The following is a 24,999-nucleotide window of genomic DNA, read 5'->3' as shown; positions in this document are numbered from 1 at the left end:
GGCGGACTGGTTTTCCTGGTAGTGGGTGCGTGGTTCGTCCGGCGGCAGCGGGGCAGGCGGGCGGACACCCGTGCGGGGTGGGGCAGTGTCGGGATCGGCCTGAGCCAGCTGCTCCATGGGGCGGGGTTTCTCTTCGGAGCCCGGCAGCCACTCGATCTGGTCCTCGCCCTCTCGTCCGCCGTCTGCGCCGTCGGCGGGGCCGTGCTGGTGGCGACAGCCGGCGAGTCGCTCAGGAAGCGCCGCCACCGCGGGAAGCGTCGAAAGCTGCCACCTCTGCATCCGTGACGCGTCGGGCACGGGGAGCAGGGTGTCGACCGAGGTAGCGAGACGAGGAGCAGCACCTGGTGCTGCCCGCCGAGCGTGGTCCGGATCCGCGCGACGGGCAGGTTGCGCCATGTGACGCCCACTCCGTGGGGACGGGGGCACCTGAAGCCCGGCCGTGATGACGCAGGGTGCCCCGTCCGCGCCGGCGGCCCGGCGTACGACGCTGGCCTTCTCGCGCCGCCACATCCCGGGACTCGCTTCACCACGGGCCAAGCGGACCATGCGCATGAGTCTGTGGGGAGCCGCCGGCCGGCCCGGGCGGGCACGGCGGTGTCAGCGCGTGCCGGGTGCCGGGGCAGACGGTTCGTCGAGGAAGCGAAGCAGCACGGCGGCCTCCGCGCGAAGCCGCGCGGCTCGGTCAGCGTGCGCGGGCGCGGTCAACTGCGCCGCAACCTCCAGACGCTCAGCGGCCTCGGCGCGCACGACATCCACCACACGGCGCTCGCTCAGCTCACGCCGCGCCGCTTCGGTGGCGCCGGCACCGACCGGCGACTGCTCAAGGGCCACGCCACGGAGGGCAGATTCGTCCACGGGCACCGCCTCAGCGTTGTCCAGCGCGGCAAGCGTTGCGCGCAGGGCGCTCACCGCGGCCTTGTCACGGGCACGCATCGCTTCCGGCAGTGCTTGACGCATACGAAGACGCAAAGACATGCGGTGACCCTATGGCGGCCCCCCTGCACCCACAACGCGTTATATGCGCGGCATCGGACTCACCTCCGGCTGAAGGGCATCGGGGGGTCTCTTCCTCCGCTGACCTTCCCTCCAGTCCGACCAGTCGGTACGTTCAGGGTGCCTGGGCCGCAGCGTCGCGGTCCGGGTTTTCCGGCGTACGACGGAGGGCGCATGTCCGAGCACGAGCCACCGGTCCACGGTCACTGCGAGCCGCGTTTCGCGGCGGTGCGGGAGGCTTTCGAGGAGAACTTCCGGGACCGGGAGGAGCTGGGCGCCGCCGTGGCGGTGACGGTCGGCGGCGAGACGGTCGTGGATCTGTGGGGCGGCTGGGCGGACCCGGGGCGCGGCCGGCCGTGGGAGCGGGACACCCTGGTGAACGTCTGGTCGACGACCAAGGGGCCGGTCGCCCTGTGCGCACACATCCTGGCGGACCGGGGCCTGCTCGACCTCGACGCCCCGGTGGCCGACTACTGGCCCGAGTTCGCGGCGGCGGGCAAGGAACGGGTCCTCGTCCGGCATCTGCTCTCGCACCGCGCCGGCCTGTCCGGCCTGCGGGAGCCGCACTCGCTCCAGCAGTTGTACGACTGGGAGCTGACGACCGCCCGGCTGGCGGCGACGGAGCCCTGGTGGGAGCCGGGCACTCGGTCGGGGTATCACGCGCTGACCTACGGTTTCCTGGTCGGCGAGGTGGTGCGGCGGGTGTCGGGGCTGCTGCCGGGGGCGTTCCTGGAGCGGGAGGTGACCGGGCCGCTGGGCATCGACTTCACCGTCGGGCTGCCGGAGAAGGAGGCCGGGCGGGCGGCGGTGCTGGACCATCCACGGGTCCTGTCGGACAGTGAACAGGCTGCGATCTTCAGCCAGTTGGCGCCGGCGGCGGTGGCGGCCCTGGCCAACCCGGGGGTGGGCGCGAGCGCGGCGAACACGCCGGAGTGGCGGGCGGCCGAGATCCCGGCGGCCAACGGCCACGGCACGGCCCGGGCGGTCGCCGCGCTGTACGGCGTGTTCGCGGGCCGGGGCGAGTACGGCGGCCTGCGCCTGCTGTCGCCGGAGGCGGCCGAGCGGGTGCGCGAGGGCCAGGGCAGCTGCCGTGACCTGGTGCTCGGGGCGGGTTTCGAGCACGAGACCGAGGTGGCGCTGGGCCTGTGGCTGAGCGGGGCGAACGGCTCCTACGGACCGAACCCGCGGGCCTTCGGGCACGACGGGTTCGGCGGTTCGTGCGGGCTGGCCGACCCGGAGGCGGGGATCTCGCTCGGGTACGTGATGAACCGTATGGGGCCGCGGATCGCGGATGATCCACGGAAGACGGCCCTGGTGAACGCCCTCTACGCGAGCCTGTGAGGCCGGTTCGGTTTCGGCCGAACCTGTGAGCCGCCCTTCCCTGTTGGTTTAGACCAATGCTAGATCTGGTCGCGCAATGAGCCCGCACGGCTACGTCTTGTCACCAACAGGAGGCGCGGCATGGCCCGCACCACCCCGCACGACCACTCCGAGAGCGAAGAGCAGCCCCTGTACGGGCGGATCGCGGCACAGCTCCTCGGCGAGCTGCGCGACGGCACCATCCCGCCGGGCGAACGGCTGCCCGGGGAACGGCAGTTGGCACAGCACTTCGGCGTCAGCCGGGAGACTGTCCGGCAGGCGCTGGAGGTGCTGCGCCACAGCGGTCTGGTCGCCACCGACCGGCGGGGCAGTCACGCCACGCTGCGCGGCCGGCCGGTGGAGAGCCCGGTCTCCCTGGCGTTCCCGGTGGGAGCAGGGACCACGGAGCACGGCGCGGTCGACCGGGCCACCGTGACCTGGGAGGAACCACCGCCGGAGCACGCGGCGGCCCTGGGCCTCGCCCCGCACCGGCCGACCCTGGTCCACCGCTACGAATCCGCCTTCCCCGACGGCCGCGCCCTGCGCACCGCCGTGACCTCCTTCTCGGCCGTCGCCCTGACCGAGGTCGAGGAACTGGGCCGCTACCGGGACCGGGCCGACGGCACGGCCGCCGCCCAACTGCGCCGGGCCTACGACTGGATGCGCAAGGCCGGCCTCACCCTGCACCACCGGGACTCGATCAGCCAGATCGCGAACGCGGCCTCGGTCCTGGTGACCCGCCGGGTGCACGACCAGTACGCCCGCCCGCTGGAGATCACCGACCTCGTGGTGGACGCCCAGCAGGACACGCTGGTCTACGAGTTCACGGTCCCGGCCGCGGGCTGACCCGCACCGGCCTTCCTGGCCACGACGAGCCGGGCGCGCGGGCTGCCGTCGTCACGCCGGCCGAACTCGGGCAGCCCGCGCAGCTCCACCGAGAACCCCGCCCGCTCCAACTCCCCCAGCACGGACCCGAGTCGGAAGGCCCGGTAGTACATGACGAACGGCGGCCGCCACACCGCGTTGCGCACCCGCATCACGGCGTCGAAGCCGAGCAGCGCCCAGAATCCGAGGCCGGTGGGGCGGGACGGGGCCAGCACCGGGAAGGCGAAGGTGCCGTCCGGCCGCAGTACCGAGTGCACCTGGCCGAAGAGACCGGGCAGTTCCCGGGGCAGGAAGTGCCCGAACGCCCCGAAGCTGACCACCAGGTCGAAGGCGGGCCCGAACGGCAGGGCCCGGGCGTCGGCGCGTACCCAGTGGACGGCCGGCCCGTCGGGCGCGGGCAGGCGCCGGGCGACGTCGAGCATGCCTGCGCTGAAGTCGACGCCGGTGACGCTGCTCCGGCACGCCCGGGTCAGCACGTCCAGACCGGCGCCGGTGCCGCAGCACAGGTCGAGGCCGTCCGTGAACGGACCGAGCGGGGTGAGCGCCTTGGCGACCGCCTCCAGGACCGGGTCCGGGGTCCGGAAGGGGGTGTGGTCGAACTTGGGGGCCAGCAGGTCGTAGCCGCGCTCGACCGAGGACAGGGCCTGGACGGTGAGTTCGCGGAGGCTCGGGCCATCGGGGCTGAACATCCGGCCAGCTTACGGGAGCGACCGGCGCAGGCGCGGACCCTCCCAGGGCCGCGCCTGCGCCGCCCGGTGTCAGGCCACGGTGAGCGTCAGGGCGCCCGTATAGGTGGAGCCGGCGGTGAGGGCGGTCTCGGTGCCGTCCACCGTCAGCTTCACCGTCCTGCCGCGCGGCGCCCGCACGGCCGCATCGGCCGCGAGGGTGAGGCTGGTCAGGTACGAGGTGCCGGTGACCGTCCAGGTCGAGCCGCTGTTCAGCCGGACGACGACGCCGTTGTTGACGGCGGCCCGCACGGTGTTGGTGACGATGCCCAGCTCGTAGAAGGTGGACGAGTCGATCGAGGACACCCGGTGCTTGGCCCTGGTCGCCGAGATGACGCCCTCGACGCTGGAGTCCTCGAAGGCGAGGACCATGTTCTTGCCGCCCCGCATGCCGTTGTAGAAGTCGCCCTTCAGCCCGATGGAGCTGAAGGTCGCGGCGCCGTCGGTGGAGTGGACGGCGGTGACGTCGAAGGAGGAGTCCTTGACCGGGTCGGTGGTGGGCTCGGTGTAGACGCCGATGTTCATCATCTTGCCGTTGACGTTGACCGGGCCCGGGTCGTCCAGCTCGATCATCTGGAGGATGACTCCGTCGCGCGGGTTGAGCCGGGCGCCCTGCGAACCGTCGACCGAGATCGTCGTCTGCTGGCCCTTGTTGAGGAAGGTGGCCCGCTCGGAGTTGACGACGGTGCCGCCGTCCAGGGTGAGTTGGCCGGCGCCGAAGAACATGTAGCCGAAGTGACCGGAGTTCACGACCGTGCTGCGCACCGGCACGCTCGCCAACTCCGCCTTCGACAGGCCGAGTTCCAGTTCGGTGTTGAGCGCGGCGACCGCCTCGCGGGTGCTGTCGCCGTAGTGCACGACGGCGGCCGGTCCGGCGATGATCGTCGCATAGGAGCCGACGTCGAAGCGGGAGCCGAGCACGCGGACGGTGGCGTCGCCGATGGCGTAGGTGCCGTAGCCGTAGTCGCCGGTGTTGCCGACATGGCTGTTGATCGCGGTCAGCTTCAGCCCGCTGCCGCCCTCCACCGACAGCGCACCCCAAGTCTCCGAGAAGACGGTCGAGTTGAGGTAAGTGGCGATGCTGTTCTTGCCGATGAGGTTGGTGGCGCGGACGTTGCCGTCGAGGCCGAGCATCCAGGGCACGGACTCCATGTACGGGGTCTCGACCGTGGCCTGGTAGTCGGCGGGCAGCACGCCGTTGCGGGCGCGCAGGAAGGAGTCCTTGACGAGGACGTTGGCGCCGTTGTCGGCGATGACGGTGGTGCGGACCACGCCCTTGTTGCCGATCCGGGCGCCGTCCACGACCAGCCTGGTCGAGGAGCCGTCGCCGACCACGGCCGCGCCGTATCCGGCGAAGTCCGAACGGCCGTTGCCGGTCAGGGAGATGGTGGGACTCTGCAGGGTGTAGCTGCCACTTTCGACGTAGACGCCGTTGAAGCACTCGCCCGTGGAGGTGATCGACACGTTCCGGGCGGCGGCGTCGGTGACCTTGCCACCGCGGACGGCGGACAGCACGGACTTCGCCGAGTCGACCCCGTCGGGGCCGACGTAGAGGGCCTGCCGGAAGGGGAAGGTGAGCGTCTGGTAGGTGACGTCGTTGGACTCGGCGACCGTGAGGACGACGTCGCCGCGGTAGGTGCCGGCCTGGATGAGGGTCGCGGTGCCGCCGGTCGCGGTGAGCAGTTGGCCGGTCTCCACGCCGTCGACGGTGAGGCTGATGTCGTACCCGTCCGGGGCGGCGATCCTGCCGCCGTCGCCGATGGTCAGCAGGCTGAGCCTGGTGGTCGCGGCGAGTTCGTAGGTCTCCCCCGCACCGACGGAGAGCGTGCCGCCCGACGCCTTCGGCACGGCGGTGGCGGTGCCGGAGGCGACCGGAACGAGCACGGCCGCCGTTGTGGCGGAACCGGCGATCAGAAAGGAGCGTCGGGATGTCAGCGTCATTGCAGGCCTTTCCACGGGTGGAGTGCGCCGTCGCGCAGAGTCACGAGTCGCCCGTCGAGACCGAGGCGACGAAGGCACTTGAGGTGTGCAGGTGGGAGTGAAGCAGCCTGCGGAAACCTGGGACAGGCCTGGCACACACGCATCCCGGAACCCGATGCCTTCGATCGTCCCGCTCGCTTGACAGCGATGACACAGAGTGGCCGCAGTCCATGGTGGTGGGGACGCACGAAGGCGAGGCGGACGGCCCGCGCACCGTCCACCTCGCCGTGTTTCCCCGGGTGCTTACGCCGGTGCGACCATCCCCGCCGACAGATCGATGTCCGCCCCGCACAGTCCGGGCATCGCGAGCATCGCCACCAGGGCGCGGGCGACCTCGTCCTCCTCGACCAGCCGGCCGAGCGCGGCCCGGGAGACGAAGTCGCGTTCCGCCTCCTCGACGGTGGCGCCGGTGAGTTCGGCGGTGAGCCGGAAGTTGCGGTCCATACGGGGTCCCCGGACCGGGCCCGGGGAGAGGGAGTTGACCGCGACGCCGAGCGGCCCCACCTCGCCCGCGAGGGTCCGGGTGAGGCCGATCAGGGCCATCTTGGAGGCGGTGTACGGCGTGCGGTGGAGCAGCGGTCGCTTGCCGCTGACCGAGGCGACGTTGACGATGTCACCGCGTCCGGCGGCCAGCATGGGCGGCAGGAAGGCCCGGCACATGAGATAGACGCCGCGGACGTTGGCCGCGAACACGTCGTCCCACTCGTCGGGTTCGATGTCGACGAGCGGCCGCACCGGTCCCGCCACCCCGGCGTTGTTGACGAGCAACGACACGTCCTCGTCGCCGAGTTGACGGGCCAGGGTGCGCACGGACGCCGGGTCGGAGACGTCGCACACCGCTGTGCGGGCCGCCTCACCCGCCTTGGCCGCCGCCTCGGCGAGGGCCTGCTCGTTCCGGCCGACGAGGACCACCCGGGCACCGGCGTCGGCGAGCGCCAGCGCGAACGCCCGCCCCAGCGGGCCTCCGCCGCCGGTGATCAGGGCCGTCCGGCCGTCCAGGCTCACCCTTCGTTCCAGGGCAGTTCGTCGCCCGCGGCCTTCGCGGCCCGTACGTCGCCGGAGCGGGCGTGGCCCTCGAACAGCTCGACCCGGGAGGCGCGTCCGCACAGCCGACCGAGCAGGGCCTGCGAGGCGGTGTCGGTGACCTCCTGGTAGGTGACCGTCTTCAGGTACTTCCCCACCCACAGGCCGCCGGTGTAGCGGGCGGCACCACGTGTGGGCAGCACATGGTTCGTGCCGATCACCTTGTCGCCGAACGACACACAGGTGCCCTCGCCCAGGAACAGGGCGCCGTACTGGGTCATCTTCTCCAGGGCCAGGCGCGGCTCGGCGGTGAGCACCTCCACGTGCTCGAAGGCGAACGCGTCGGCGAGGGCGTAGAGCTCGTCGAGGGTGTCGACGACATGGACCTGGCCGTGGTCGCGCCAGGCGGGCCCGGCGTAGTCGCGGGTGGGCATGGAGGGCAGGATCCGCTCGACCTCGGCGATGCTCTTCTCGGCGACCTCACGGGAGGTGGTGACGAGCACGGCCGGGGAGTCCGGGCCGTGCTCGGCCTGGGAGAGCAGGTCGACCGCGCAGACGAACGGGTCCGCCTGCGCGTCGGCGAGGACCAGGATCTCGGTGGGCCCGGCGAACAGGTCGATGCCGATCTCGCCGAACAGCTGGCGCTTGGCCTCGGCCACATAGGCGTTGCCGGGTCCGGCGATCAGGTTGACCGGGTCCATGGTGTCGGTGCCCACGGCCATCGCGGCCACCGCCTGGACCCCGCCGAGCAGCCAGATCTCGTCGGCGCCCGCGAGGTGCATGGCGGCGACGGTGGCGGCGGGGATCTCCCCGTGGATGGGCGGGGTGCAGGCGACCACGCGCGGTACGCCCGCCACCTTGGCGGTGACGATGGTCATGTGGGCGGAGGCGGTGAGCGGGTAGCGGCCGCCGGGGATGTAGGCGCCGGCCGCCTGCACGGGGATGTGTTTCTGCCCGAGCCGTACGCCCGGCAGCGTCTCCACCTCGAACTCGCCCACAGAGGCCAGCTGGTGGCGGGCGAAGCCACGGACCTGTTCCTGGACGAACGTGATGTCGTCGATGACCTGCCGGGGCACCGAGGCGACGATCTTCTCGACCTCCTCGGCGCTCAGCCGGAAGGAACCGGGACTCCACTGGTCGAACTTCTCGGAGTACGCGCGGACGGCCGCGTCACCGCGTTCGCGGATGTCCGCGATGACGCCGGCCACGGTGGTGCGCACCTGGTCGAGGGAGGCGGCCACCTCGGCCTCGGGCACGGCGTGCTTCAGGATCTCTGCCACAACTACGGCCTTTCTCAGGAGGATCGGGGTTACACCGGGGGCGCTTCGAAGAGCACGTCGGGGTCGTTGAACTGCTCCTTGGCGACCGACTCGCTCATCGGGTCGGCGGTGCCCCACTGGTCCTGGGTGACCGGGTCGGCCACGTCGTGCCGGCCGGGGTGCCACAGGTCCTCTTCGAGGACGGCGAGTTCGGTGGTGTACTCGACGGTGTTGCCGTGCGGGTCGTGGAAGTACGAGAAGGTGTTGTCGCCCGCCAGGTGCCGTCCCGGCCCCCAGGTGAGCCGGGTTCCGGCGCGCAGCGCACGCCCGGTGCCGCGCATGTACTCCTCCACACCCCGCATCTCGAACGAGGCGTGGTGCAGTGACACATGGGGCCCGCGCGCGATGGCGAAGGAGTGGTGCAGGGGGCTGCACCGCAGGAAGTACATGAGGTCACCCATGTGCGTGGAGTACAGGGTGTCGGTGAGCCGGAAGCCCAGGTGCCGGACGTAGAAGTCGCGCAGTCCCTCCGGGTCCTGGGAGTTGACCACACAGTGCGACAGCCGCACCGGGACGGCCTCGCGCTCCTCGATTCTGCGGTGGCTGCGGGTGGCCACGTCGGCCGAGACCTCGACGACCCGCCCGTCAGGGTCGAAGAAGCGCAGCCCGTAGCCGCCGCCGGGGGTGTCCAGCGACCGGGGTTCGTGGACGATCCGCACTCCGGCGCGGCCGAGCCGTACGGCCAGTTCGTCCACCGCCGCCGGGGACACCGCGCCGAAGGCGACGAGGTCCATCCGCTTCCGTTCGTCCTTGCGGATGCGGACGATGTACTGCTCGGGGCTGCCCTCGGCGGCGAAGAACGCGATCCCGTTGTCGTTCGCCACCTCGGTCAGGCCCCAGGTGGTGCCGTAGAAGGCGCGCTGGGTGGCGAAGTCCGGTACGGCCAGGTCGACATGGCGCAGATGGCTGACGGGCTGGAAGCTCATGGGTGGCTCCTGACGGTGTTGCGCTGACGGCCGAGGCCGGTGATCTCCGCCTCGATCACGTCTCCGGGCTTGAGGAAGACCCCCCAGTGCGCGCCGTTGCCGGCCGGGGAGCCGGTGAGCAGCAGGTCGCCGGGGCGCAGGGTGGTGGTCGTGGAGGCGTAGGCGATCAGCCGCGGGATGTCGAAGATCATGTCCTTGGTGGACTCGTCCTGCCGGACCACCCCGTTGTGCCGCAGCGTGATCCGCAGGTCGCCCGGGTCGCCGACGAAGTCCGCGGGGACCAGGAAGGGCCCGGTCGGCAGGAAGGTGTCGGCGTTCTTGGCGGTGAACCAGTCGGTGCCGATGGCCTTGAGGTCGGGCCGGTAGAGCCGGTCACGGGTCGTCAGGTCGTTGCTGATCGTGTACCCGGCGACGTACGACATCGCCTCCTCGGCCGGGATGTCCTTCCCCGACCTGCCGATGACCAGGGCGAGTTCGAGTTCCCAGTCGTGCTGGTCGCCGAGCGCGGGGAGCACGATGTCGTCGTAGGGGCCGCACAGCGCGCGTGGTGATCCGAGGAAGAGGTACGGGACTCCGGCGCGGATCCGCTCGTCCATCATCTTCTCGGCGTCGGCGCGGGCCTCCTGCGGGGTGGCGCCGTGCACGCTCTCCTTCTCGGCGGCGACCAGATCGACCACGTGTTTGCGGTAGTTGGCGCCGCTCTGCAGGATCTGGCCCGGCTCGATCGGTGTCAGGACCCGCAGCGCGGCCAGGTCGTGCCAGACACCGTCGGCGTCGGCGGCCAGTTCGTGGAGCCGGGGCAGCCAGCTGTCCCAGTCCTCGACCAGCGCGCGTACCGACGCCACCGGGCCGGAGAGGTCGCGGACCCGCGCGCCGGCGACCAGCCCGGGGAAGGCGGCCGCGCCGTCGCTGAAGGTGCCGAGCGCGAAGGGGCCGGCAGGGGAGGGAAAAGGTTCGGGCACGGGCGGCTCTCCTCGTACGGGTGCGGGCTCGCCTTCGACGCTAGGCACCGCGCACGGTCGGCGGAAATGGCCGTTGGCGATGGCTGCCATCGCCTGCGGTTCCGCCCCCTGCCCGCACTGACGTGCGGTGCCGCCATCGTCGTACGGGATGGATGCCGTCCCCCTTGCCGATGCCTCGATCCGTTGACCCTGCACGGACCGCCGACCAGGCTCGATGCCACCCCGAACCCGAGGAGGACACCGTGGTGGTCGAGCATGCGGAGCTGACCGTCGAGGAAGGCCGGGAGGCCGAATTCACGGAGGTCTTCGGCAAGGCCCGCGAGGTGCTCGCCCAGGCCGGGGGTTTCCGCTGGGCGGAGCTGCTGCGCTGCGACGAACGGCCGCGGACCTTCCTGCTGCTGGTCGGCTGGGAGTCGGTCGAGGCGCACACGGCAGGCTTCCGGGAGTCGGAGCTGTTCGCGCGCTGGCGGGCGCTGGTCGGCCCGTTCTTCGCGGCGCCGCCGGCCGTCGAGCACTACCACGAGCTGGGCCCGCGCTTCATCGGCTGACAGCCGCAGGCCGCTTCCCCCTGCCTTTCACATTTGAGGTCTTTCTACGTTGAGCAAGGATCGCCCATGCCCGTTCACAAGGTGCTCGTCGTCGGCGGCGGCATCACCGGAAGCGTGCTGTGTCTCGCGCTCGCCCAGCGCGGTGTCGAGGTGGAGCTGGCCGAGATCTCGCCCCGGTGGTTCGGGGTGGGCCATGGCATCACCATCCAGGGCAACGCGCTCAAGGCACTGCGTGCGGTCGGCGTGCTCGACCGGGTGCTGGCCCGGGCGGTGCCGTTCGACCTCATGCGGCTGCGCCGGGCGGACGGCGGTCTGATCACCGAGCTGGAGACCCCGCACACCGGCGGCGCGGACCTGCCGTCCACGGCGGGCGCGCTCCGCGCGGACCTGCAGAACGCGCTGTGCGACGCGGTGTACGCGCACGGCGTCACGGTTCGCCTGGGCCTGAGCGTCGAGCGCCTCGTCCCCTCCCCCGATCACATCGATGTCACCTTCACCGACGGCTCCGCCGGCCGCTACGACCTGGTGGTCGGCGCGGACGGCATCAACTCGGCGATGCGCGCCCTCATCGGCATCACCACGAAGCCCTGGCCTGTCGGTATGTCGATCTTCCGGGTGGTGGCTCGGCGGCCCGCCGAGATGGACTGCGCCGAGGTGTATTACGGCGGCCCGCGCTACAAGGCGGGTTACAGCCCGATATCCGGCGACCAGTGCTACGCCTACCTCCTCGACGAGAACCTCGACGCCTCCCTGATCGGCCCGCGCGCCTCGCTGGACCTGCTGCGCGAGCGCGGCGCCGGGTACGGCGGCACCTGGGGGAGGATCATCGCCTCGCTGCCGGACGACACGGCGGTGGACTACCGCTGGATCGAGGCGGTGCTGGTCGACGAGGACTGGCACCGGGGCCGGGCGATGGTGATCGGCGACGCGGCGCACGCCTGTCCGCCGCTGATCGCGCAGGGCGCCGCGATGTGCATGGAGGACGCGGTGCTGCTGGCCGAGCTGGTCACCGCCGACGAGCCGGTGGACCGGGCCCTGGCCCGGTTCATGGCCCGGCGGCTGCCGCGGGTGCGGATGGTGCTGGACAACTCCCTGCGGCTCGCCGAGTGGGAGATCCACCCGGAGACCCCCGGCGCCGACCCGGCGCGGATCATGTCGGAGACGCTCTCCTCGCTGACGGTGGCGGCATGAGCACGCCCGTCGTCGACTTCCACGGCCATCTCGCGGTCCCCGGGGCCGACGCCCTGGTGGCCGGCACCGAGGGCTTCGCGGCCGAGCTGGCCGCCGAGCAGCGCGCCCACTCCCCCGCGTCGCTGGCCGCCAACCGGGCTCAACTCCTGCGACTGGCACCGAAGTTGACGGATGTCGGCGCTCGTCTGGCCGACCTGGACGCGATGGGTGTCGACGTCCAGGTGGTCGGCCCGATGCCCATGCACCACTACTGGGCCGGCCCCGATCTGGCAGTACGGCTGGCCCGGACCGTCAACGAGTCGGTGGCCGCGCACTGCGCCGCCGCGCCCGAGCGGCTGCACGGCCTGGGCACGGTACCGCTCCAGCACCCGGACCTCGCGGTCGCCCTGCTGGACGAGGCGGTCACCGAGCTGGGCCTGTACGGCGTCAGCGTCTCCACCACCGTGGCGGGCCGCGAGCTGGCCGACCCCGCGCACGACGAAGTCTGGCTGAAGGCCGAGGAGTTGGGTGCGGTGGTCTTCGTACACCCCTGGGGCTGCTCGCTCGGCGAGCGGCTCGCCACGCACTACCTCGGCAACACGGTCGGCCAGCCCGCCGAGACCACGGTCGCGCTCTCCCGGCTGATCTTCACCGGGGTCCTGGACCGCTTCCCGCGGCTGAAGCTGGTGGCCGCGCACGGCGGCGGTTATCTGCCGACGTACATCGGCCGCTCCGACCACGCCTGGCGGGTACGGCCGGACGCGCGCGGCTGCGCCGGACCGCCCAGCTCCTATCTGCGCCGGATGTGGTTCGACGCCCTGGTCTACACCCCGCGCGCGCTGCGCCATCTGGTCGAGGAGGTGGGCGCGGACCGGGTGGTGCTCGGCACCGACCACCCCTTCGACATGGGGGTGACGGACCCGGTGGCCCGCCTGGACGCGGCCGGTCTCGACCCGGTCGCGCGGGACGCGATCGCCGGGGGCAACGCCCTGGAACTGCTGCTGAAAGGACACGTCCGATGACCGTCGGTCCCATCGAGGAAGAGCTCGCCAAGGCCCGCGCCCTGTACCGCAACTGGGGCCGCTGGGGCGAGGACGACGTGCTGGGCACACTCAACTTCGTCGACGACGCGATCCGCGCGCACGCCGCCGGTCTGGTCCGGCGGGGCCGTTCCTTCTCGCTGGCGCAGGAGTTCAACGAGTCGGGCCCACAGCGCGGCTTCCGGGGCCGGATCAACCCGGTGCACTACATGCGGGACACCGGCTCCGACGCGGCGGCCGGCACCCAGGGCTTCCCGCACGGTTTCGGCGGCGCCGACGACCATGTGCTGATGCCGCTCCAGGCCTCCACGCAGTGGGACGGGCTGGGCCACATCTACGACAACAAGCTGGCCTGGAACGGCCGTCCGTGCACGATCGTCAACGGCGACGGCGACTCCGTGACCGGTATCGAGCACATGCGGGACGCCTTCACCGGCCGCGGGGTGCTGCTCGACGTCGGCCGGGCGGCCGGCGACGCGCGCGGTGAACTCCCGGACGGCTTCCCGATCCTGGAGGAGCACCTGCGCACCGCCATCGAGGCGCAGGGCGCCACGTCGAGTGCGCGCCGGGGTGACATCGTGCTCGTCCGCACCGGGCAACTGGGCCGGGTGCGGCGGCTCGGCGAGTGGGGCGGGTACGCGGCGGGGGACGCGCCCGGCCTGTCCTTCACCACCCTCGGCTGGCTGCACCGCACGGAGATCGCGGCCATCGCCTCCGACACCTGGGGCCTTGAGGTGCGGCCGTACGAGTTCGCCGAGCCGGCGATGTCGCCGCTGCACCAGATCGCCATCCCCAACATGGGTCTGCCGCTCGGCGAGATGTGGGACCTGGAGGCCCTGGCGGAGGACTGCGCGGCCGACGGTGTCTACGAGTTCCTGCTGGTCGCGGCACCGCTGCCGGTGACCGGCGCGGTCGGCGCCCCCGTCAACCCCATCGCGGTCAAGTGAGCCGCCCGGTGACCGCGATCAGCCGGGGGACGATCCCCGGCCCCCCGGACGAGAACCGCTTCTCCGGCACCCTCCACCTCCCCGGTGACGAGGACTTCGAGGAGGCCGTGTACCGGCGGGTCTTCAACGCCCGCCGCCCGGCCGACCGCACCCCCGCGGCCGTGCTCAAGGCGGCCACCGAACAGGATGTCGTCGAGGGCGTACGGCTCGCCCTGGAGCGTGGCTGGCAGGTCGCCGTGCGCTCCGGCGGGCACAGCTGGGCCGCGTGGTCGGTGCGCCGGGACGCGCTGCTGATCGACCTCGGCGGCTTCCGCGAGATGGCGTACGACCCGCGGACCGGGATCGTCACGGCCACCCCCAGCGTCAAAGGCGGCGACGAACTCAACCCGTATCTCAGTGAGTTCGGGCGGTTCTTCAACGGCGGGCACTGTCCGTCGGTGGGCATCGGCGGTTTTCTGCTCCAGGGCGGGCAGGGCTGGAACGCGCGCGGCTGGGGCTGGGCGGCCGAGAACATCGTGGCGATCGACGTCGTCACGGCGGAGGGCGAGCTGGTCCGGGCCGACGAGGTGCGGCACAGCGACCTGTTCTGGGCGGCACGTGGTGCGGGCCCGGGTTTCTTCGGGGTCGTGACCCGTTTCCATCTGCGCACCCGCCCGCTCCCCGGGCATCTGGCGCACACCGTGCACGCCTACCCGCTGGACCTCTTCGACGAGGTCATGACCTGGTTGCACGACACCCATCACGCGGTCTCCGAGCTGGTGGAGATCGTCGCTCTCACCCAGACCCCGCCCGATCTCGACGGACCGGTGCTGCTGGTGACGGGTGTGGCGATGACGGAGACCCCTCAGGAGGCGGCCGAGGCGCTCGCGCCCCTGCACGCGGGCCCGTACGCCGACCGGGCCCTGTTCCGGGTCGAGGCCGAACCCACCTCCTTCGCCGAGCAGTTGGCCGGGCAGCGCACCGCCAACCCGGAGGGCCACCGCTACTTCGTCGACAACGCGTGGCTGACCGGCACCGCGGAGGAGGTCGTCCCGGCGATCCGCAAGGCGTTCACCGAGCACCCCACCCGGGGGACCTTCACCATCTGGTTCTCCATGGCCCCGCTGCGCCAACTGCCCGACATGGCCTTCTCGTTGCAGTCGGAGATCTACTGCGCGAGCTATGTCGTCCACGACGAACCGGGGCGGGACGCGGAGCTGCGCGGCTGGCTGGACGAGGCGATGGCGGCGATGGAGCCGGTGACCGCCGGCCAGTACCTGGGTGACTCCGACTTCACGGTGCGGCAGGTGAGGTTCATGGGCGACGAGCAGTGGCGGCGGCTGAACGAGATCCGGGCCGCCCGTGATCCCAAAGGCGTGTTCGCCGGCTATCTGAGCGCCGGGACCGTCACCAACACCAACCACTGGGAGCAGTGAGCCATGCGTTTCGCGACATACGAGCACGAGGGCGAGGAGCGCGCCGGTGTGGTGCGGGACGGGGTGATCCACCCGCTGCCCGAGGGGGTGAGCGTCCTCACGCTCGTCGAGGCCGGCGTGCTGTACGCGGCCGGCGTCGAAGCCCTGGACTCCCCCAGTGGGCCTACGGTGGACCGGGTACGGCTGCTGCCGCCGCTGAAGCCGCCCTCGATCCGGGACTTCGTCGGGTTCGAGGCGCACATCGAGGGCGTGTCGAAGTCGCTGGACGGTCTGGAGCGGGTGCCCGAGGAGTGGTACCGGGCGCCCAACTTCTACTTCACCAACCCGCATGCCGCCTACGGCGCGCACGACGACGTGCCGGTCCCGGCGGGCTGCTCGGTGCTGGACTTCGAGCTGGAGGTCGGCGCGGTCATCGGCCGCAGCGGCCGCGACCTCACCCCCGAGCAGGCCGGGGACCACATCGTCGGCTATCTGGTCTTCAACGACTGGTCGGCCCGTGACCTGCAGAAACCGGAGAAAAACCTCGGCCTCGGCTTCTCCAAGGGCAAGGACTTCGCCCACACGCTCGGACCCTACCTGGTCACCGCCGACGAGGTGGAGGACCGGCGCGATGCGGACGGCTTCCTCGACCTGGAGATGACGGTCGCCCTGAACGGGGAACTGATCGGCCGGGACACCCTCGCCAACGTCTCCTGGACCTTCGAGGAGATGATCGCCTACGCCAGCCGGGACGCCTGGGTACGGCCCGGTGACATCCTCGGCTCGGGCACCTGCGGCTGGGGCTCGCTGGCGGAGTTCTGGGGCCGGCTCGGGGAGCGCACCCCGCTCCCGCTGAAGCCCGGCGACGAGGTGACGCTGAGCGTCGAGGGGCTCGGCACGGTGTCCAACCGGATCGTGCCCGGGCGGGCGGACGCCTACCTTCCGCGGGCCCGCAAGAGGGGCCGCACGCCGCGGCCCTAGCACCCGAAGCTGTGGGGGGCCTGTGGTGCGCGCAGGCCCCCCCACCTGGGGGTATCCGGTGCCCGGATGGCTGGCATCGCATCTTCCTGAGAGTCGCCCCGACCCCCTTCCTCGACGGCCGTCCGCTGGTTAACCTCCCGTTTCACCGAAGCTTCAATGACGTGGCCGGCCGGAAGGGGACACCCGTGGGTCTCGGAGCGATCGATCTCAATCTTCTGGTGGCACTGGAAGCGCTCCTGGAGGAGAAGAACGTCACCCACGCGGGGGTACGGCTGTCCACCAGCCAGTCCGCGATGAGCGGCTCGCTGGCCCGGCTGCGCCGGCACTTCAACGACGAGCTGCTGATCCGGGTCGGCCGGGAGTACGAGCTGACACCCCTCGCGGAACGGCTGCTGCCGGTCGTCCAGGGCTCGCTGCAGAAGGCCGAGGAGGCGCTGTCACTGACCCGGCACTTCGATCCGGGACGCAGCCGTCAGCGCTTCTCCGTGGTCATGTCGGACTACGTGATGACGGTGTTCGTGGAGCCGCTGCTGCGGGTCATCGCGGCCGAGGCGCCGGGCGTCCGGATCGACTTCCACCCGATCGTCGACGGCCAGCTGGAGACCGAGACGCATCTGCGCTGCCACGACCTGATGATCGTGCCGCTCGGCTACCAGCTCCCCGGGGTCAGCGAGGCCGTGATGCACGACCGGTTCGTGTGCCTCGTCGACCCGGACAACCCGCGCCTGGTGGACGGCCGGCTCACCCTGCGGGACCTCGCGGAGATGCCGCACGCGGCCTGCGCCATCGGCAAGAGCCACACCCCCGCCGAGCGCCAGCTGGAGACCCTCGGGATCACCCCGAAGGTCCAGGTCAGCACGCCCGGGTTCAGCGTGCTGCCGTTCCTGGTGAGCGGCACGGATCTGGTGGCGATGGTCCCGGAACGGCTGGCGAGGCGGTACGAGGGCTTCGCGCGCTGTGCGGTCGTACCGGCGCCGTTCCCGGACGTGCCGCTGGTGGAGGCCATGTACTGGCACCACAACCGGCACGCCGACCCGGCCCACCGCTGGCTGCGGGACACGGTCCGCAAGGTCGGGGCCGCGCTGGGCGAGGAGCCCCCGCACGAGATCGCCGACGTGGATGCCAGCCATCCCGAGAGCGCGTTTCCGCAGCTGTCCGCGGCTTCCTAGCGTGGACGGGAGGACATCCCGCACGCACCCTCGGAGGACATCGTGGAAGCCGTGAGCCGCACGCGCCTGGCGGGCCGTACCGTCGTCGTCACCGGAGCCGCACAGGGCCAGGGAGCCGCGGAGGCGGCCGCGGCCGCCCGGGAGGGCGCCACGGTGATCGCGACCGACGTGCTGGACGAGGCCGGCGAGAAGCACGCCGCGGCCCTGCGCGCCGACGGCCTCGACGTCCGCTACGTCCACCTGGACGTCACCTCACCTGACGACTGGGCGGCCCTGGCGGCCTCCCTGGGGACCCTGCACGGCCTCGTGAACAACGCGGGCATCCCGATGCGGGCCCGGCTCGGCCAGGTCGAACTCGCCGACTGGAACCGGGCGTTCGCCGTGAACACCACCGGCGCCCTGCTCGGCATCCAGGCCCTGGCCCCGCTGATGCCGGCCGGCTCCTCGATCGTGAACGTCGGCTCGGTCGCCGGGCTCACCGCCCATCACGCGGTCGCGTACACGACCAGCAAGTGGGCGCTGCGGGGCCTGTCCAAGGTGGCGGCCCTGGAGCTGGCCCCACGGGGCATCCGTACGAACGTGATCCACCCCGGGTACATCGAGACCCCGCTGATGGCCACCGCCAGCCCGGTGTTCGTCGCCGCCCACCTCGCCATGACGCCCCAGGGCCGCCCGGGCACGGTCGACGAGGTGGCGCCGCTGGTCGTCTATCTCCTCTCGGACGAGGCGTCGTACGTCAACGGCGCGGAGATCACCGTCGACGGCGGTTACTCGGCGCACGGCCCGGTGAAGGCGATCACCGACGCCCTCGACCGGGGCTGAGCGTCAGCTTTTGAGCTGCTCCAGCGTGGACCTGGTGTCCGTCTTCAGCCAGTCCGTCACGTCGTCGAGGGTCGGCGGGTCGGTGTCGCTGTCGTACGAGGAGAAGTACGCGCTGTAGTACATGGTGTACGTCATCCAGCCGTCCCGCACCGCGAGCGTGGCGTAGCGCGAGCCGCTGGTGGTGGAGCCGTTGCTGGTGTCCTGGGTGACCAGGTAGGCCTCCTCGCCGATGCCGCTCACCGGGCTCACGTCGTAGTCCGTGTGGCTGTCGCCGTACTTCTTCCAGGTGGCCGTGAACTCCGGCCCCGGGTCGGTCTTCTTGTGCAGGTCGACCGTCATGGTGAGATAGGCGTCCCCGTAGCTGGAGCCGGTCTTCTTGAGACTGAGACTGCAGTAACTCTCGTCCAGCGCCGGGTCCTTCAGTACGTTCTTCGTCGGGGACGAGTCGTCGACGGGGTACTCGTCCTTGAACGACGAGTAGTCCGCGCCGGAGCAGAGGTTCGCCGGCGCCTGGTAGCCGCGCAGATCAGCGCGGGTGCCGAAGCCGCCGGTCAGGAAGATGCCGCCCGCCCAGGCGGCGGAGGCGACCACCGCGCCCACGACGGCCCACAGCACGGCTCTCCCGGCCGCGTTCCCGCCCGCCGACGGCGGTGCGACCGGGGGCGGGTAGCCGTAACCGGGCTGTACGGCATAGGGGTTGCCCTGCTGCGTGCCTTGTTGCGGGGGTGGCGCGGGCTGGTTGACGAGAGTCGGCTGGGCGTAGGGGTTCTGCGGGGGCGGCGACTGCGGGTTCGGATACGGGTACGCGGTCGGCGGGGGCTGCTGGGGCGCTACCGCGGGCGACTGGTCCGGCTGCTGCGGTGGCTGCTGGGGCTGCTGGGGCTGCTGAGGAGTCGACGGCGGTTGCTGCGGCGAGGACGGCGGCTGCTGCGGTGGCGTGGACATGTCGTGAAGATAAGGCATTCCCCGACATCAAGTCCCCTCCCGGCCATGACCGTTATGGATTGCGGACATCCGTTGCCTTTCCACGACCCGCTGGGACCGTGGGAGTTGACGACACGTCGGAGGGCCGGGGCAGAGGCCCCGGCCCTCCGACGTGTCCGCGGTCAGGCGGACGCGGGCTGCACCGGCAGCTGGGCCCCCGCTCGCGCGGTGTTCTTGCGGACCAGCAGCAGGGTGACCAGCGCGCCGAGCAGCGAGGCGCAGCCGCAGATCACCACGCCCAGGGCCATGCCGTGCGCGAGGGCGTCCTGCGCGGCGGCCCTGGCGCTGTCGCTGCCCGCGTTGACCACCGCGAGCGGACCGGCGGCGGCCTCCATGCCCGCGTCGGCACCGCTCAGCTTGCCGACCAGCGCCGAGGAGGCCGCGCTCATCGCAATGGTGCTGATCACGGCGGGCCCGAGGCCCTGGCCGAACTCGCGGACCAGGCTGGTCGCACCGCTGGCCATGCCGGTCATCTCGATCGGTACGGCGTTCACGGCGGCCGACGTCAGCGAGGAGACCACGCAGATGAAGCCGATGCCGAGCAGCAGGACCGGTCCGATGAAGGCGGCGAGGTCGGTGGTGGTGATGGGCAGCGCGGCGATCCAGAACTGGCCGGCGGCCATCGGCAGCAGACCGCCCATCAGCAGCCGGCGCGGCTCGACCCGGGTGAGCATCCGGCTGAGCACGGGTGCGAGGAGCAGCGGGATCAGCTGGAGGATCACGAACGGCATGCCGGCGCGCAGCGCGCTGAGGTGCATCACCGCGCCGAGCCGGATGGAGACGCAGTAGGCGGTGCCGATGAAGCCGAACATGCCGGTCAGCGCGACCACCGCGGCCGCCGCGAACGACGGGATCTTCAGCAGTTCCAGGTTGAACATCGGGGACTCGGCGCGGTTCTCCGCGACCACGAAGCCGACCAGTGCGACGGCGGCGAGCACCAGCGCGAAGACGATCGAGGGGCTGCTCCAGCCGCGGTCGCCGCCCTCGATGATGCCCCACAGCAGGGCGGTGAGGCCGACGGCGACAGTGATCTGCCCCGGCCAGTCCAGGGCCCGGCCCTCGGGCGCCTTGGAGTCGGTGACCAGGGCCCAGCAGGAGACGCCGACCGCGATGCCGAGGACGACCGGCGGTACGAACGCCCAGCGGAAGTCGGCGACCGTGGCGAGGATGCCGGAGGAGAGCGGGCCCAGGGCGGAGGCGAGGGAAATGCTCAGTGCCCAGATCGAGACCGCCTTGGCGCGGTCCTTCTCCCCGGGGGTCGCGGCCGCGATCACGGCGAGGGAGCTGGGGAACAGGGCGGCGGCGCCGACACCGGCGAGGGCCTGTCCGATCCAGAGCATGGTGATGTTCTGCGAGGTGGCGTTGAGGAGTTCACCGACCGCCAGCACGAATCCGCCGAACACCAGCAGCCGCTTACGGCCGAACAGGTCGCCCACCACTCCGAAATTCAGTTCCAGAATCGCGGTGGGGAGAATGAAGGCCGAGGTGACCCAGGCGACCTGCGATCCCGAGGCCCCGAACGCGGTCTGTATTTCCCCGTTGATGGGCGAGGGAACGGTAATGCACAGCTGCGCGGCGGCAACTGCCAGACAACAGGCCACGAGCGTGCCCACGTCCAGTTTTCTCACAGCGTTGGTCATTCCGTACTCCATCTCACGGGTCAACAGTGGTGCCGCGTTCTATGAGTTCGATGAGATTTCCCTCGGGGTCCTTGACCCAGGCCATCCGCACCCCCGGTTCGGGGGACGGGCCGGGTTTCAGCACCTCGCCCGCCCCGTGGGCCACCAGGGCGGTGTACACGGGGGCGAGTTCGGGGGTGGTGACCGCGAAGTGCCCGTACCCCTCGGTGAGGGCGGCGGTCATCGGGTCCGGTGCCCTGAGGCCGGGCGCGGACCCGGGCCTGGCGAGGAGTTCGATCCGCCAGCCGTCCGGGTGTTCCAGGACGACACCGGTCAGGCCGGGTCCGTCGAGACGGAACTCGAAGACGGTCTTCAGGCCGAAGGCCGTCCGGTACCAGGAGAGTTGGGCGGGCAGGTCGCGTACGTTGACGCCCACGTGGTCCAGCCGTGCGCGCATCGGCGCTCAGCCCGCCATCGCACTGTCGCCGCCGTCGACCATGAGGTTGGCGCCGTTGACGAAGGCCGCCTCGTCCGAGCAGAGGAAGGCCGCGGCACGGGCGATGTCCTCGGGCTGCCCGATCCGGCCGACCGGGATCCGCGCCTCCAGCTGGGCCTTCGGGCCGTCCGGGTCGTCGAGGAAGGGGGCGGTGGCCGAGGTGCGCGTCATGCCGGGGGCGATGGTGTTGACGCGGATGCGGTGCGGGGCGCCGGCCGCGCACAGGTGCCTGCTCATGGCCAGCACCCCGCCCTTGGCGGCGCCGTGCGGCACCATCGGCATGAAGGGCGCGCCGCGCACGGCGGCCACCGAGGCGACGTTCAGGACGGCCCCGCCGCCGCGCGCGACCAGGTGCGGCCAGGCGGCCCGGGTACAGAAGTAGGGGATGTCCAGCTCGTTCCTGATGGTGAAGTACCAGTCCTCGGCCGGCATCGTCTCGAAGGGGCCGTTCCGCAGTGCGGAGGCGTTGTTGTAGAGGATGTCGATCCCGCCGAACTCCGCGATCCCGGCCTCGATCCACTCCCGTGCCCCGGTCTCGGTGGAAAGGTCGACCGGTGCCAGTGAACGCATCGCTCCGCCGGCCTTCTCGACGAGTTCCACGGTTTCGGCGGCGCTCTTCTCGTCGATGTCACAGCCGAATACGGTGGCGCCCTCAGCCGCGAATACCTGTGCCGCGGCCCGGCCGATTCCAGCCCCCGTTCCACTGATGAAAGCGATTTTCCCGGCCAGTCGACCCATGATTGCCAAGTCCCTTGTCCCGTGCCGCCGAAGTGCGGTGGTGGCAGCGTAGGTAGGGCTTATGGCCAGAACAAGAAATGCGTCGGGGAAGGGCCATCGGGGGTTCGTATGGCTGGTATGCGGCTCAGGCGCCCAGGCGGACCGGGAGGGCGCGGACGCTGTTGCCGACGAAACTTGCTTCCCGGGCGAGGCCGTTCTCGGGCACGGCGAGGTCCAGGGCGGGGAAGCGGTCGAAGAGCCGCTCCAGGGCCACCGTGGCCTCCAGCCGGGCCAGCGGGGCGCCCAGGCAGTAGTGGGCGCCGTGGCCGAGGGAGAGGCTGCGGACGGCGTCGGGGCGGGCAGGCCGGGTGACGTCGAACCGGTCGGCGTCCGGGCCGTGCGCGGCCGGGTCGCGCCCTGCGGCGGAGTAGCCGGCCAGGACCGGGGTGCCGGCGGGGATCAGCGTGCCACCGACCCTCAGGTCCCGCACGGGGTAGCGGAACGGGAAGTAGCTGACCGGCGCGTCCCAGCGCAGCGTCTCCTCCACCACGTCCGCCCAGCTCGCCTCGCCCCTGCGCACCAGGTCGAGCTGGTCGCGGTGGCCGCACAGGGCGCGCACGGCGTTGGTGATCAGGTTGAGGGTGGTCTCGTGCCCGGCGATGATCATCAGCACCAGGGTGCCGATCAGCTCGTCCTGCCCGAGCCGGTCGCCGTCCTCGTCGCGGGCGGCGATCAGGGCGCTGGTGAGGTCGTCGCCGGGACGCTCGGCGCGGGCCGCGGCCACGGCGGCGAGGACGGCGACCAGGTCCCGGTTGGCGGCGACGGCCTCGGCCGGTCCGATGTCGGTGGCCACGACCTGGCTGGACAGATGGTGCAGTCGGTTGAGGAACTCGGCTTCGACGCCCAGGAGTTCACCGATCACGCCCATGGGCAGCGGCAGTGCGAAGTGCCGGCGCAGATCGGCGACCCCAGCCACCGCGGCCCGCTCCAGACCGTCGAGCAGCGATGCGGTCAACCCCTCGATCCGGGGCCGCAGTTCCTCGACCCGTCGGGGTGTGAAGGCCCGGCTGACCAGTCCGCGCAGCCTGCGGTGGTCGTCCCCGTCGGCGGTGGTCATGCCCCGTACGGTGGCGAAGGTCAGCAGCGGCCAGCCGGCGGGGATCCGGCCCTCCCGCAGCTCGGTGAAGTGCCGTGCGTTCTTCGCGACTTCGGGGTGCTGGAGGAACTCCCTGAGCGTCTCGTGCCCGAGTACGGCCATGCCCTCGACACCGCCGGGCAGGACGACCGGCGCCACGGAGCCGCGCGCCAGCAGCCGGGCGTTGTCGGCGTGCGGGCAGCCGCCGGCGGGGTTCAGGCGGTGCGGCACGGGCGAGGTCTCCACCGGGGCTCCTGACGGGCGCGGTACGCGGGCAGGGCCGATCGTAGGCGCACCCGGGCCGCCGGGATGCGGGGTTCCCGGCCACTCGGGTCCGGGGAGCGTCCGGGAATATCGGCGACCGGTGCCATGTTGACGATCGCAGAGCACCGGGTATAGTGCGAACAGCACCTGTCGTCGCCCCCCATTGGGGCGCCGGTGCCGGGTTCTCTCTCCTCCAGCCACTTCGGCCGTCGCTTTCGACTGGCCCGTCGGCTTCTTCGCACCACCTCGTGACCAGGGCTTTCCGTGCCTTCCCGAGGTGTCGTTCCCGCCGCCCGGAGGCCTGTGTGCACGCCTCCCGCTCGCGGCCCACTCCCCCCTTCTCTTCTGTCTTCCGTCCTCGAAAGGACCACCTCTCATGACCACCACACTCGAACCCCCCGTACAGCAGCAGGACCGGAACGCCGTCCGGCCCGTCACCGGTGTCCTGGACATCGACGCGGGCGGGAAGGGGCAGCTGCGGGCCCCGAGCTGCCTGTCCTCCCCGGCCGACCCGCAGGTCTCCGCCGCGCTGATCCGCCGTCACGGCCTGCGCAAGGGCGACCTCGTCGAGGGCGTCCGGGGCAACCAGCGCACCCTGACCGAGGTCACGCGCGTCAACGGCCGTACGCCCGAAGAGCTGCGCGGCCGACGTCACTTCCGCGAGCTGACCCCGCTGCACCCGCACGAGCGGATCCGCCTCGAACACCCCGCCTCGGGGCTCGCCGGCCGGGTCACCGACCTGCTCGCCCCCCTCGGTAAGGGGCAGCGCGGGCTGATCGTGGCCCCGCCGAAGACCGGCAAGACGGTACTGCTCCAGCAGTACGCGGCCGCCGTCGCCGGCAACCACCCGGAGTGCCACCTCATGGTGCTGCTGCTCGACGAGCGCCCCGAGGAAGTCACCGACATGCGGCGCTCGGTCCACGGCGAGGTGTACGCCTCTACCTTCGACCGGCCCGCCAAGGAGCACATCGCCCTCGCCGAACTCGTCGTCGAGCGGGCCAAGCGGCTCGTCGAGGACGGCCGGGACGTCGTCATCCTCCTGGACTCCCTGACCCGGCTGTGCCGGGCGCACAACAACGCGGCCGCCTCCAACGGCCGTACCCTCAGCGGCGGCGTCGACGCCGCCGCGGTGCTCGGTCCCAAGCGGTTCTTCGGCGCCGCCCGCAAGGCCGAGGAGGGCGGCTCGCTCACCATCCTCGCCACCGTCCTGGTGGACACCGGCTCCCGTGCCGACGGCTACTACTTCGAGGAGCTGAAGGGCACCGGCAACATGGAGCTGCGGCTGGACCGCGAGCTGGCCTCCCGGCGGGTCTTCCCGGCCGTGGACATCGCCCCCTCCAGCACCCGCCGCGAGGAACTCCTGCTCACCCCGGCCGAGTTGACCACCGTACGCGGTCTGCGCCGGGCCCTGCAGAGCCGCGAGGGGATCCCCTCCGGCCTGGAGACACTCCTTGAGCGGATGCGTGAGACGCCGGACAACGCCACCTTCCTGCGCCGCGTCCAGCCGACCCTGCCGACGGGCTGACACCGGAGCCGTGCGT

Annotated in this window: 23 protein-coding genes; 11 read left to right on the top strand and 12 right to left on the bottom strand. The window is 71.6% G+C overall.

The window, feature by feature from the left end; translation table 11 throughout:
* Window positions 1-597: 597 nt before the first annotated feature.
* On the bottom strand, window positions 598-933 hold the full coding sequence (locus tag ACZ5K7_RS20710) for a hypothetical protein (RefSeq protein WP_351703083.1): 336 nt from the start codon (window positions 931-933) through the stop codon (window positions 598-600).
* Between the two features lie 234 nt (window positions 934-1,167).
* Between ACZ5K7_RS20710 and ACZ5K7_RS20705 the strand changes: the two genes are divergently transcribed.
* Both ACZ5K7_RS20705 and ACZ5K7_RS20700 read left to right on the top strand, forming a co-directional pair.
* Window positions 1,168-2,334: a serine hydrolase domain-containing protein gene (locus ACZ5K7_RS20705; RefSeq protein WP_450972558.1), complete on the top strand. Its 1,167-nt coding sequence runs from the start codon at window positions 1,168-1,170 to the stop codon at window positions 2,332-2,334.
* Window positions 2,335-2,454: 120 nt separating this feature from the next.
* The gene (locus ACZ5K7_RS20700) at window positions 2,455-3,198 is read left to right on the top strand and encodes a GntR family transcriptional regulator (RefSeq protein WP_351702693.1); all 744 of its coding nucleotides are present in this window, start codon (window positions 2,455-2,457) and stop codon (window positions 3,196-3,198) included.
* On the opposite strand, the gene ACZ5K7_RS20695 is transcribed toward ACZ5K7_RS20700, so the two are convergent.
* From ACZ5K7_RS20695 to ACZ5K7_RS20670, 6 genes are all read right to left on the bottom strand, one after another.
* On the bottom strand, window positions 3,168-3,926 hold the full coding sequence (locus ACZ5K7_RS20695) for a class I SAM-dependent methyltransferase (RefSeq protein WP_468915115.1): 759 nt from the start codon (window positions 3,924-3,926) through the stop codon (window positions 3,168-3,170). The two genes, ACZ5K7_RS20700 and ACZ5K7_RS20695, sit on opposite strands and share 31 nt — an antisense overlap.
* A gap of 69 nt (window positions 3,927-3,995) precedes the next feature.
* Window positions 3,996-5,903, bottom strand: a complete 1,908-nt coding sequence (locus ACZ5K7_RS20690; RefSeq protein ID WP_468915113.1) for a hypothetical protein — start codon at window positions 5,901-5,903, stop codon at window positions 3,996-3,998.
* Window positions 5,904-6,185: 282 nt separating this feature from the next.
* Window positions 6,186-6,947, bottom strand: coding sequence for an SDR family NAD(P)-dependent oxidoreductase (locus tag ACZ5K7_RS20685; RefSeq protein ID WP_351702702.1), 762 nt, complete (start codon window positions 6,945-6,947; stop codon window positions 6,186-6,188).
* Window positions 6,944-8,245 (bottom strand): histidinol dehydrogenase, encoded by a 1,302-nt coding sequence (hisD, locus tag ACZ5K7_RS20680; protein WP_468915108.1) that lies wholly within the window; start codon window positions 8,243-8,245, stop codon window positions 6,944-6,946. The genes ACZ5K7_RS20685 and hisD overlap by 4 nt, the downstream gene beginning before the upstream one ends.
* Before the next feature lie 29 nt (window positions 8,246-8,274).
* Window positions 8,275-9,210, bottom strand: a complete 936-nt coding sequence (locus tag ACZ5K7_RS20675; RefSeq protein WP_351702708.1) for a VOC family protein — start codon at window positions 9,208-9,210, stop codon at window positions 8,275-8,277.
* Entirely contained in the window at window positions 9,207-10,172 is a 966-nt protein-coding gene (locus ACZ5K7_RS20670; RefSeq protein WP_351702711.1) for a fumarylacetoacetate hydrolase family protein, read from the bottom strand. Before ACZ5K7_RS20670 ends, ACZ5K7_RS20675 begins: the two co-directional genes overlap by 4 nt.
* Before the next feature lie 242 nt (window positions 10,173-10,414).
* Between ACZ5K7_RS20670 and ACZ5K7_RS20665 the strand changes: the two genes are divergently transcribed.
* From ACZ5K7_RS20665 to ACZ5K7_RS20630, 8 genes are all read left to right on the top strand, one after another.
* Complete coding sequence (locus tag ACZ5K7_RS20665; RefSeq protein WP_468915105.1) at window positions 10,415-10,720, top strand: antibiotic biosynthesis monooxygenase family protein; 306 nt, start codon at window positions 10,415-10,417, stop codon at window positions 10,718-10,720.
* Window positions 10,721-10,786: 66 nt separating this feature from the next.
* Window positions 10,787-11,911 carry an FAD-dependent monooxygenase gene (locus ACZ5K7_RS20660; RefSeq protein WP_468915103.1) on the top strand — a complete coding sequence of 375 codons (1,125 nt, stop codon included), beginning with the start codon at window positions 10,787-10,789 and terminating at the stop codon, window positions 11,909-11,911.
* Window positions 11,908-12,912, top strand: a complete 1,005-nt coding sequence (locus ACZ5K7_RS20655) for an amidohydrolase family protein (protein WP_468915101.1) — start codon at window positions 11,908-11,910, stop codon at window positions 12,910-12,912. Before ACZ5K7_RS20660 ends, ACZ5K7_RS20655 begins: the two co-directional genes overlap by 4 nt.
* A complete protein-coding gene (locus ACZ5K7_RS20650) occupies window positions 12,909-13,877 on the top strand; it encodes a cyclase family protein (protein ID WP_468915099.1) in 969 nt (322 codons plus the stop codon). The genes ACZ5K7_RS20655 and ACZ5K7_RS20650 overlap by 4 nt, the downstream gene beginning before the upstream one ends.
* Before the next feature lie 8 nt (window positions 13,878-13,885).
* On the top strand, window positions 13,886-15,292 hold the full coding sequence (locus ACZ5K7_RS20645; protein WP_468915097.1) for an FAD-binding oxidoreductase: 1,407 nt from the start codon (window positions 13,886-13,888) through the stop codon (window positions 15,290-15,292).
* A 3-nt stretch (window positions 15,293-15,295) separates the two neighbouring features.
* Window positions 15,296-16,252 carry a fumarylacetoacetate hydrolase family protein gene (locus tag ACZ5K7_RS20640; RefSeq protein ID WP_468915095.1) on the top strand — a complete coding sequence of 319 codons (957 nt, stop codon included), beginning with the start codon at window positions 15,296-15,298 and terminating at the stop codon, window positions 16,250-16,252.
* A 185-nt stretch (window positions 16,253-16,437) separates the two neighbouring features.
* A complete protein-coding gene (locus tag ACZ5K7_RS20635) occupies window positions 16,438-17,421 on the top strand; it encodes a LysR family transcriptional regulator (RefSeq protein ID WP_351702733.1) in 984 nt (327 codons plus the stop codon).
* 51 nt (window positions 17,422-17,472) lie between these two features.
* On the top strand, window positions 17,473-18,243 hold the full coding sequence (locus ACZ5K7_RS20630; protein ID WP_468915093.1) for an SDR family NAD(P)-dependent oxidoreductase: 771 nt from the start codon (window positions 17,473-17,475) through the stop codon (window positions 18,241-18,243).
* A 3-nt stretch (window positions 18,244-18,246) separates the two neighbouring features.
* Here the strand turns inward: ACZ5K7_RS20630 and ACZ5K7_RS20625 are convergent, their stop codons facing one another.
* The 5 genes from ACZ5K7_RS20625 to ACZ5K7_RS20605 all read right to left on the bottom strand — a co-directional run bounded on the left by ACZ5K7_RS20625 (window position 18,247) and on the right by ACZ5K7_RS20605 (window position 23,440).
* Window positions 18,247-19,188 carry a hypothetical protein gene (locus tag ACZ5K7_RS20625; protein ID WP_351702739.1) on the bottom strand — a complete coding sequence of 314 codons (942 nt, stop codon included), beginning with the start codon at window positions 19,186-19,188 and terminating at the stop codon, window positions 18,247-18,249.
* 161 nt (window positions 19,189-19,349) lie between these two features.
* Entirely contained in the window at window positions 19,350-20,867 is a 1,518-nt protein-coding gene (locus tag ACZ5K7_RS20620; protein WP_468915092.1) for an MFS transporter, read from the bottom strand.
* A 13-nt stretch (window positions 20,868-20,880) separates the two neighbouring features.
* Window positions 20,881-21,303, bottom strand: coding sequence for a VOC family protein (locus ACZ5K7_RS20615; protein ID WP_351702745.1), 423 nt, complete (start codon window positions 21,301-21,303; stop codon window positions 20,881-20,883).
* 6 nt (window positions 21,304-21,309) lie between these two features.
* A complete protein-coding gene (locus tag ACZ5K7_RS20610; RefSeq protein WP_468915090.1) occupies window positions 21,310-22,080 on the bottom strand; it encodes an SDR family NAD(P)-dependent oxidoreductase in 771 nt (256 codons plus the stop codon).
* Between the two features lie 124 nt (window positions 22,081-22,204).
* Window positions 22,205-23,440: a cytochrome P450 family protein gene (locus ACZ5K7_RS20605; protein WP_468915089.1), complete on the bottom strand. Its 1,236-nt coding sequence runs from the start codon at window positions 23,438-23,440 to the stop codon at window positions 22,205-22,207.
* Between the two features lie 394 nt (window positions 23,441-23,834).
* Between ACZ5K7_RS20605 and rho the strand changes: the two genes are divergently transcribed.
* Window positions 23,835-24,983: a transcription termination factor Rho gene (gene rho, locus ACZ5K7_RS20600; RefSeq protein WP_468915087.1), complete on the top strand. Its 1,149-nt coding sequence runs from the start codon at window positions 23,835-23,837 to the stop codon at window positions 24,981-24,983.
* Window positions 24,984-24,999 lie beyond the last annotated feature (16 nt).

The organism is Streptomyces sp. NPDC031497 (genome assembly GCF_055580905.1).
Note: the sequence above shows the minus strand (reverse complement) of the source record. Positions and strands in the feature narration are given on the sequence as shown.

Coding starts and splice junctions, on each gene's coding strand:
- rho (WP_468915087.1), top strand. CDS start 23,835: ATGACCACCACACTCGAACCCCCCGTACAGCAGCAGGACCGGAACGCC.
- ACZ5K7_RS20625 (WP_351702739.1), bottom strand. CDS start 19,188: ATGTCCACGCCACCGCAGCAGCCGCCGTCCTCGCCGCAGCAACCGCCG.
- ACZ5K7_RS20690 (WP_468915113.1), bottom strand. CDS start 5,903: ATGACGCTGACATCCCGACGCTCCTTTCTGATCGCCGGTTCCGCCACA.
- ACZ5K7_RS20640 (WP_468915095.1), top strand. CDS start 15,296: ATGCGTTTCGCGACATACGAGCACGAGGGCGAGGAGCGCGCCGGTGTG.
- ACZ5K7_RS20660 (WP_468915103.1), top strand. CDS start 10,787: ATGCCCGTTCACAAGGTGCTCGTCGTCGGCGGCGGCATCACCGGAAGC.
- ACZ5K7_RS20710 (WP_351703083.1), bottom strand. CDS start 933: ATGCGTGCCCGTGACAAGGCCGCGGTGAGCGCCCTGCGCGCAACGCTT.
- ACZ5K7_RS20700 (WP_351702693.1), top strand. CDS start 2,455: ATGGCCCGCACCACCCCGCACGACCACTCCGAGAGCGAAGAGCAGCCC.
- ACZ5K7_RS20615 (WP_351702745.1), bottom strand. CDS start 21,303: ATGCGCGCACGGCTGGACCACGTGGGCGTCAACGTACGCGACCTGCCC.
- ACZ5K7_RS20650 (WP_468915099.1), top strand. CDS start 12,909: ATGACCGTCGGTCCCATCGAGGAAGAGCTCGCCAAGGCCCGCGCCCTG.
- ACZ5K7_RS20705 (WP_450972558.1), top strand. CDS start 1,168: ATGTCCGAGCACGAGCCACCGGTCCACGGTCACTGCGAGCCGCGTTTC.
- ACZ5K7_RS20655 (WP_468915101.1), top strand. CDS start 11,908: ATGAGCACGCCCGTCGTCGACTTCCACGGCCATCTCGCGGTCCCCGGG.
- ACZ5K7_RS20675 (WP_351702708.1), bottom strand. CDS start 9,210: ATGAGCTTCCAGCCCGTCAGCCATCTGCGCCATGTCGACCTGGCCGTA.
- ACZ5K7_RS20610 (WP_468915090.1), bottom strand. CDS start 22,080: ATGGGTCGACTGGCCGGGAAAATCGCTTTCATCAGTGGAACGGGGGCT.
- ACZ5K7_RS20695 (WP_468915115.1), bottom strand. CDS start 3,926: ATGTTCAGCCCCGATGGCCCGAGCCTCCGCGAACTCACCGTCCAGGCC.
- ACZ5K7_RS20620 (WP_468915092.1), bottom strand. CDS start 20,867: ATGACCAACGCTGTGAGAAAACTGGACGTGGGCACGCTCGTGGCCTGT.